10 protein-coding genes and 1 pseudogene are annotated in these 7,326 nt (G+C 36.8%); 8 read left to right on the plus strand and 3 right to left on the minus strand.

The features are described from left to right. Positions 1-310 precede the first annotated feature (310 nt). A pseudogene (locus WD019_RS21205) lies at positions 311-724 on the minus strand (LD-carboxypeptidase); the annotation flags it as partial. A gap of 215 nt (positions 725-939) precedes the next feature. On the opposite strand from WD019_RS21205, the gene WD019_RS21210 reads away from it, so the two are divergent. The 7 genes from WD019_RS21210 (at position 940) to WD019_RS21240 (ending at position 6,075) form a co-directional block, all read left to right on the plus strand. Beyond that, the gene (locus WD019_RS21210; protein WP_026678665.1) at positions 940-1,365 is read left to right on the plus strand and encodes a YwqH-like family protein; all 426 of its coding nucleotides are present in this window, start codon (positions 940-942) and stop codon (positions 1,363-1,365) included. Beyond that, positions 1,362-1,640, plus strand: a complete 279-nt coding sequence (locus WD019_RS21215) for a YwqI/YxiC family protein (protein ID WP_026678666.1) — start codon at positions 1,362-1,364, stop codon at positions 1,638-1,640. Before WD019_RS21210 ends, WD019_RS21215 begins: the two co-directional genes overlap by 4 nt. Before the next feature lie 4 nt (positions 1,641-1,644). Further along, on the plus strand, positions 1,645-3,132 hold the full coding sequence (locus tag WD019_RS21220) for a T7SS effector LXG polymorphic toxin (protein WP_425712745.1): 1,488 nt from the start codon (positions 1,645-1,647) through the stop codon (positions 3,130-3,132). An 18-nt stretch (positions 3,133-3,150) separates the two neighbouring features. Next, entirely contained in the window at positions 3,151-3,486 is a 336-nt protein-coding gene (locus WD019_RS21225) for a hypothetical protein (RefSeq protein ID WP_026678536.1), read from the plus strand. 269 nt (positions 3,487-3,755) lie between these two features. Then, positions 3,756-4,190, plus strand: coding sequence for a hypothetical protein (locus WD019_RS21230; RefSeq protein ID WP_425712746.1), 435 nt, complete (start codon positions 3,756-3,758; stop codon positions 4,188-4,190). 117 nt (positions 4,191-4,307) lie between these two features. After that, the gene (locus tag WD019_RS21235) at positions 4,308-4,475 is read left to right on the plus strand and encodes an Imm50 family immunity protein (RefSeq protein WP_425712747.1); all 168 of its coding nucleotides are present in this window, start codon (positions 4,308-4,310) and stop codon (positions 4,473-4,475) included. Between the two features lie 592 nt (positions 4,476-5,067). Continuing rightward, a complete protein-coding gene (locus WD019_RS21240; RefSeq protein ID WP_026678534.1) occupies positions 5,068-6,075 on the plus strand; it encodes a uracil-DNA glycosylase family protein in 1,008 nt (335 codons plus the stop codon). Positions 6,076-6,116: 41 nt separating this feature from the next. Here the strand turns inward: WD019_RS21240 and WD019_RS21245 are convergent, their stop codons facing one another. Next, a complete protein-coding gene (locus WD019_RS21245) occupies positions 6,117-6,281 on the minus strand; it encodes a TIGR00366 family protein (RefSeq protein ID WP_425712748.1) in 165 nt (54 codons plus the stop codon). A gap of 45 nt (positions 6,282-6,326) precedes the next feature. Next, positions 6,327-6,416 (minus strand): hypothetical protein, encoded by a 90-nt coding sequence (locus WD019_RS21250; RefSeq protein WP_425712749.1) that lies wholly within the window; start codon positions 6,414-6,416, stop codon positions 6,327-6,329. Positions 6,417-6,939: 523 nt separating this feature from the next. Here WD019_RS21250 and WD019_RS21255 point away from each other — a divergent pair. Further along, positions 6,940-7,326 (plus strand): EamA family transporter (locus WD019_RS21255; protein ID WP_425712750.1); only part of this gene is annotated, 387 nt, incomplete at its 3' end.

A 7,326-nucleotide genomic window follows, 5' to 3' on the forward strand; every position in this document is an offset into this window, starting at 1 on the left:
AAAAGTAAGATGTTATTGTCTAAACCGGATGACTTATTGTCCAAATAAGAGCACTAATTGTCCGAGAACGAAATCATTTTAAATGATGTAACAATTCGTGATCGTTTTTCCTCCAGATCTAACGAGGTGTTCTTAAAATAAAAATGTCTGATTAATGAAATGCAACCTTTTTTAAGTAACCGAAGGCAATCCGGAATATTTTTTAAAGAGTTATTCCACTCCACTTTCTAAAATCGTGAACGTCTTCTTCTCGCAATTTATTTCTGCCAGCGCTCCATATGGCAAAATAAATTTCGGTTCGGTGTGGCCAAATGGCCGGGCCATAAAAAGAAGAAATTCCCGCTTTAAGGCAAAATAAATGGGAAATTGTCACATCAGAGTAACCCATAAAAATTTTCGGGTTATCACGGATCACATCAAAATCAATATAAGGAAGCAAGCGAATGCTATCTTCTCCGCCAATATTGGCAATGATGCCTTTAATGCGTTTATCCTGAAATGCCGTCATCAAATCTTCCGCACGAGCTTGCGGATGTTGATAAAGATAGTCCCCGCCTTTCAAACTATTTGGCATAGGGACCACTTTTAGTCCAAACACTTCTTCTAATCTCTTTACGCCTTGCTCATATCGCCATCTCAGTTCGGGATCGCCTGCCCCTCCCCATGAAGGACTTACGGTTGCAACACAATCTCCCGGTTGTAATTTCTCTGGTTTTATTAACACATGAACCTCCCACCTTTATATCATTCAATTTTCTACAGCTTACTCATTTCTACAACTTCAACCATTTACCTGCTTTATTCAAGAATAAGCCTCCTTGGTTGTACGAAAAATGGTAAATGAAGAATATCAAAAGGTACTAGAAAAAGATAGTACTAGGCAAAATTCCATTTCGATTTAAAATAATATAGTAGAGAATTCCAATAGGAAGTGATGATATGAGACTTGAGCCGGTTGCTCCTTTTACAACCGAAATTGCGAGATTAAGCGTATCGATACAGGCAGCGCACAGCCATGTAAATAAATTGCAGGAAGAGTTGGAGCGTCTGAATACCTGCAAGAAGGAATTAATAGAATGTAAGAATGCCTTTGAACAGAACGACAGCTTATGCAGGAAGCCGGAACTCGGTTCAAAGACGTGGCACGGAAATTTAGCGGACGGTTTCAATGCGATTCGTAAAAAAAAGGTTCAATCGAATTATCGCGAACTTTTAAACCATCAGCTTCATCACGCACTCGAACAAGTAAAGAACCGGATCCAAACCGTACAAATGGACATCGACTTGACTCTTTATTCGATCTCCTCTCAACAATTACAGTTGTCCGAGTTAAAAGAACAACAGCGAAAGGAGTGCCGGCTATGAGTGAAATCAAAATGGTATACGGGGATATCGAACAAGCGTTATCACGTTTAAAATCGGCCGTTCCGCCCCAGCAGCCCTCATTCGCTCCTGTTAAAAAAGGAAGCAACGTCCTGGATGCAATAACCAAATTAAAGGAAGTAAATAAATCATTACGTGATATTGTCCAATCGTACCAAACGTTACTGCTGGAAAATGAAAAAGCGACAGAGAAGGCCGTCCAATCGATACGGGAAATGGACGAAAAACTAGCTTCAACGGCCAACGATAAGGGGTGATGTCATGAAGGTATTGGATGTCGAAGCGTTTAACCAATCGATCAGTGACACCGAGAAGTATTTGCGATCGTTGAGCGAACAAATCAAACAGACAAAGGCTGCGGTGAAGGGGATCATTTCACTCGAAGATTCCCTTAAGGGAAAGGCGGGGCAGGCGATCCGTTCGTTTTATCAGGAGTGCCACCTTTCGTTTTTGCTTTATTTTGAATCGTTCATTAAAGATTATGAAGCCATTTTAACATCGATCAAAAATCAGTTGAAAAATTTTGAGCCTGATCCAAACGGCGTCATTAATGAGAGTTTTTTAGAACATGATGTAAGAAGCGGGCTCAACAAAATAGAGACAACGGCCATCGGGATTGTTCATGAAGCAAACAGGGCGATGAAAAAAGTTCGGGACATTATAGACCTGCCCGATCTAGATGAAACTCATTTGGTCGAAAGCATCAGACAAGCGAAACGATACAGCAATCATACAATTGAACAACTTCACGCCTTTGATAAAGCGCAAACCGCCGCGCTGGAAACGGTAGAACACGACCTCGCCCTGATGGCAAACTATATCAACCAGATCGGCACAGCCATCAAAAGTGGTGAAGTGAATCTTTCAAATTACTCGGTAAAACAAATCACATCATACGAAAGCTATAATGACTTAATAGGAGACCTTGCCCAGAATACAAATCCTTACGAAAACAAGTATAGACGCCCGGATGCGGACGAGCAATTAGAGGTGGCATCGTACATAGTACAAAGTAATACATTGACGGAAGAAGAATTCGAATCGCTTGAAAGTAGTCGAATTAAAACCATCCATGTCGCTGTAGAAGATAGTGAATACGATGGTGAGTACCACATTTACGCCAATGGGATGATCGTACGGGAATATCAAGATGAAAACTTCAATATAAGATATAAAATTGTTAATGAAATTCCTAACATAGAGCCAAAAGGAGACGTGCGCTTTCTTGATTCCCCATTTGAAGGCACTCCTTTAGAATGGGCGGGGTATGCCGCATTTCCTGCAACTCTTGTAAAAAAAGGCGTTACAAAACTCGGGAAAAAAGCGATTACGGGTGTCGAAAAGAAGTTGGTGAAGGAGTATACTGAGGGTGCGGGTAAATATAATATTGGTACAATGAAACACATTTATCATGGGGAAATTAATAAACGTGGTAAAGCAGTTGGATATCATCATGAGAGTATGATGGGTGGAAAGATTATTCCAGGGACTGAGAATGTGCCTGATAAAAATGGGATTTATAAGGCAAAAGTTGAAATTGATGGGGTTGAAAAAGTAGCGAAATCGAGTTTCTTTCCAAAAGAATGGAATCGTGTTGATGTGTTAAAAGCTATTGATGAAGCCTATCAAAATAAAAAACAGATAGGTTCTAATAAATATTTAGGTAAAACTTCATCAGGAATAAAAATAGAAATGTACTTAAATAAGGACGGTTCAATAGCTACAGCCTATCCATTATATAATAAATAGCATAGAAGGTGATAAATTATGAGATATTCATATGAATTTAAGAAAGATCCATATGGTATTACAAGGATAGTACTACCGGAAAAAATAAGTATTTTCTCGGATTTTATTGAAGATATTTCAACAGAAGAAGAAGTGGATGAGTATATAGGATACGTTAAGAAAGTTTTAGAAGGGGGATACGAAGACTTTGAAATTACATTGAATGCTACCAGTGTAAATATAAAGAAAGATGTGACAATGGCTGAACACCATTATCGAATTGATGAACCTTTTGAAAATACAATAGAAACTGAGGAATTTTTAGAGTTGATGTTAATATGGAGGAAAAAAATTGTAGAAGAGTGTAAAGATTGAATGGATGAAGCAATAGGAAGATTTTTTGGGGATAAACTAATCAAATGAATTGGCCTTTGAGGATTAGAATACAAAAAATGTGGACTCGGTTGAAGCTCTCCCAGTCCTTTTTTATCTTGAAGGACACTAGATCGCAACAACCTTCGCGACAATGGCAAGTTGGAGATAATATTTTTGCTCCAAATAGGGATCATCACATTTATTACAACGAATAAAGAGGTAATTGTAATGTCATATCAAAATGAAAAAATACAAAAAAATTAGCATTGATGAGTGCCAAAAAAATAATCAATCAATTTTCATATTTAGAACTTATTGAATTTGAAGACGATGATTCACTCTGGTTGAATTTATTTGAAGGTCCATTGAAACAATTTCGTCAGATTGATTCTAAACCAACATATATTAAACCTATTGGAGATAATAAAAACAGCTATATATCTTGGTTTGAAAGTTCATTAGCTTTTCTTAAAGAAAAAAAGGAATGGATAATACTGGTTCCAAATTGTCCACATCCTATTTGGGCAAATGTTAGGTTATTAAATTTTACTAAAGGAATTGAAGAGCTTTGGGAAAAATCGAAGTTTCATGATTTTATAATAGCTGATAAGTCTACGGGAAATATTGTACAAATTTTTTCTGAAGAAAAAAATTATGAAATTCATATTGGTGAATGTGATTTTACAAAAAATAAAAATAATTAAGTGATTTATAACGAGAGCAGGGTATATAATTGGTTAAAAAAAAGAGAGTTCTTTAATTGAAATTTCTCTCTACGATGATTCGCTAATTTCAGTGTATATGAAAGATAATATGGAGAAATGATTCAGCAGTCTAAGTTTTTAAATCCTCAGGTGTTAACTCACATTTTTGGAAAAATACCATTGTTTAAAGACTCGGAATTAGTAGATATCCAACTTAGGAGAGATGGTCCGACTCTTTTTATCAGATTGATGACAAAAGAAAACATAAAATCCAAATGCAATTAGATAGATAGTAAAAGTTATTACAGCCTATCCAATTTTTTTAATGGGTGTAAATAGATGAAATATAAAATTAATATTAAACCTGTGTCGGGTAATTTAGAGTAAGTGTTCATGAAGAAATTTTTCCTGTGTCAATACTTTTGGTGATATTCAGTGTTCTGATGCGGATCCATGGTTAGAGTTAATATGTAAAGTGTTAAACAGGGATTTAAGATATGAAAAATGTACCGGAAACAATTGTACATTAGAAATAAAGAAGGATTTTACAAAAGTTGTAGATAATTTTAGTGAATTTGATGAGGAATGTTTAATTGAAACAAAGGAATTAAAAAATATTTTGAACTATGCTCAAGTTGTAAATAGATAGTGAATTAAGGTGTACTAAATATAGTACACCTTAATAATACGATACAGAATACAGATTTCCAAAATATGCAAATTTTTTCATTTCCTTAATTACAAATTAATGCAAAGTCAAGAAAAACACCGCTTACGCCATGCACTAATCTGCGGCAAACAGGAAGCTTGTGTAAAAAAACAAAGGCTGTCAAACGAAGCAGCTTGTTTGCGAAAAGAAAATGGAGGAGAATTCGACGTGAAAAAGCTTTCGAAAGATGAATTAGAGCGCCATATCAAAGGAATTGAAGTTGAAAACAAAGAGGATTACGGAGAGCTGGATTTTCTGAGTGAAGGAATCGATAAAGACGACTGCCTTGACCGGCGACATCCAAATGAAGTGACACCCGTTCTTTCTTTTTTAGAAACGAAATTTCAAAATCATGAGCTTATCATTACCGTTGGCGCCGACGACCCTTCCGATCTTGACAAACATGAAACGGTTCGTATTGTTCATGAACGAGCTTCACTAGAAGGATTTCCAGAATTACTTCGAATAGACCACATCAGGCTCTATGGACAAAACGAGCTTTGTCAGAGGGATTTTTATTTTGAACGAGGGGATAAGAAGGAAAAAGAAAATAAGTATCGGGAATTGGTATTAAAAAGAAAAAGCTGCAGTCAATGTTCAGGTCTTAACAACCCGTCAATCATCAACAATGGGGAGTTTGATTCAAACGAAATCGGACCGTGGACAACCTGGAAGGGCAGCCTCGATGCGAAAGTGATGGTCGTTGGGCAAGACTGGGGTGATGAAGAAACGTTTGTAAAACAAAAGGGAGAAGTCAATCCCGGTGGACACACGAATAAAAATTTAGTCAAACTCCTTCAATCCATAGGGCTGTCACCCGAAAATAATCATTTGTTTTTCACAAACATGGTGCTCTGTATGAAAAATGGGGGATTATCCGCCAAACTAAAAACATCGTGGCTAACGAATTGCACGGAATTGTTTTTAAAACAGCTTATTCAAGTTGTAGAACCAGAAATTATTATTCTATTAGGCGCAAGAACGTATCAGGCATTTTTAAAATCGTATGGCATGAAGCCAACCCCTTTTAAACAAGCGGTGGAAAGCAAAGAACCAATCATCATTGAAGAAAAAATAAAAGTGTTCCCTGTCTATCATTGCGGCAGGTTAGGGGAAGTGAATCGGAAGTTTGCAGACCAACTGAAAGATTGGGAGAAAATAAAGAAGCATATTTAAAAAAACGAAAGCGGCTTCGCTTTCGTTTTTTATACTCATCATTAAAACAACGTCAAACCAAGCGTAAAAATAACACCGGAAACTAACAACGTCGTTACGCAATACCCCATAATATCCCTCACTCCGAGTCCTTCGATGGCCATTGCCGCAATACCGGGATCGACGCCAAGCTGATGGGCGGCCGGCATAATAAGCGGACCTTGCACGACCCAGTGGAAGCCACCGGATGTAACAGGTTCACCGTATTAATGTCATATATTAAATCCCTTCGTCACAAAGTAGTAAACAAGGTAAGAGTAGCCAAGCGCAATAATGATCGTAAGAATGCGGCTGTTTTCCATACGGACCGCAAATGGTTTCTGTGCCGTTGCAAAGTTCGTCTAAAGAAATGCGGTCTTTTCATCCTCTTCCAAAAACGCTAGGTCAATTCCAGCCGGCATTATCCCCTGTCATGATCGGTAAAACGACGATCAAGGCAACTGTGATGAAAAAGGGACTTAAAATAATTGATTAATTGAACCACAGTTAAAACTGAACTTCAATCAAGACCACCTTTCGTTGAAGAAGAAGCTACAAACCTCCCTAAGAATGTACTTTCCCAGAAGTTTAATAAAAACACTATTTATAAAAATATCCAATTCAAAAAATAATATTGTACTGTATAATTGATATAAATGTTTGTTTGAATAAAAATTCAACACAATAGGAGGCCTATTATGCCATTATCATATATAAATCCATACGTTAGAAAGCCCGTTTCAACATCACCACCACCACCGGTTACTCCTTTAAACAAGCTTATATTTACAACAGATTAAGAATCTGCGAAATATAAGCTGTTTCGCAGATTCGAAGGAGTAGGCGATGAAATCTAACATTCAGTTTATATTATCAATGATTATTTTCGGTACAATTGGTTTAATTGTAAGATACATTGATTTATCTTCGAGTGAAACAGCTTTACTTAGTAGTTCAATCGGATGTCTATTTCTAATGTTCGTATTTTTAGTGATGAAAAAATCCATTCCGTGGAAATTAGTGAAAGCTAATGCTTTCGTCTTATTTCTCTCAGGCATTGCATTAGGAGGGAATTGGATTTTCCTGTATCAATCATACAATTATACAACCGTCACTAACGCAACATTAGTGTATTACTTTGCGCCTGTGGTTGTCATGATTCTCTCACCAATGATCCTTAAAGAAAAATTATCGATCAAAAAGATTGTTTGTATTGGTGTAGCGATAGTAGGT

Source organism: Fictibacillus sp. Mic-4 (assembly GCF_049843615.1).
Classification (GTDB): domain Bacteria; phylum Bacillota; class Bacilli; order Bacillales; family Fictibacillaceae; genus Fictibacillus_A; species Fictibacillus_A gelatini.

Excerpts from the sequence above, each read along its gene's own strand:
- WD019_RS21210 (WP_026678665.1), top strand. The coding sequence starts at position 940 with ATGAGACTTGAGCCGGTTGCTCCTTTTACAACCGAAATTGCGAGATTA.
- WD019_RS21215 (WP_026678666.1), top strand. The coding sequence starts at position 1,362 with ATGAGTGAAATCAAAATGGTATACGGGGATATCGAACAAGCGTTATCA.
- WD019_RS21220 (WP_425712745.1), top strand. The coding sequence starts at position 1,645 with ATGAAGGTATTGGATGTCGAAGCGTTTAACCAATCGATCAGTGACACC.
- WD019_RS21225 (WP_026678536.1), top strand. The coding sequence starts at position 3,151 with ATGAGATATTCATATGAATTTAAGAAAGATCCATATGGTATTACAAGG.
- WD019_RS21230 (WP_425712746.1), top strand. The coding sequence starts at position 3,756 with ATGAGTGCCAAAAAAATAATCAATCAATTTTCATATTTAGAACTTATT.
- WD019_RS21235 (WP_425712747.1), top strand. The coding sequence starts at position 4,308 with ATGATTCAGCAGTCTAAGTTTTTAAATCCTCAGGTGTTAACTCACATT.
- WD019_RS21250 (WP_425712749.1), bottom strand. The coding sequence starts at position 6,416 with ATGGAAAACAGCCGCATTCTTACGATCATTATTGCGCTTGGCTACTCT.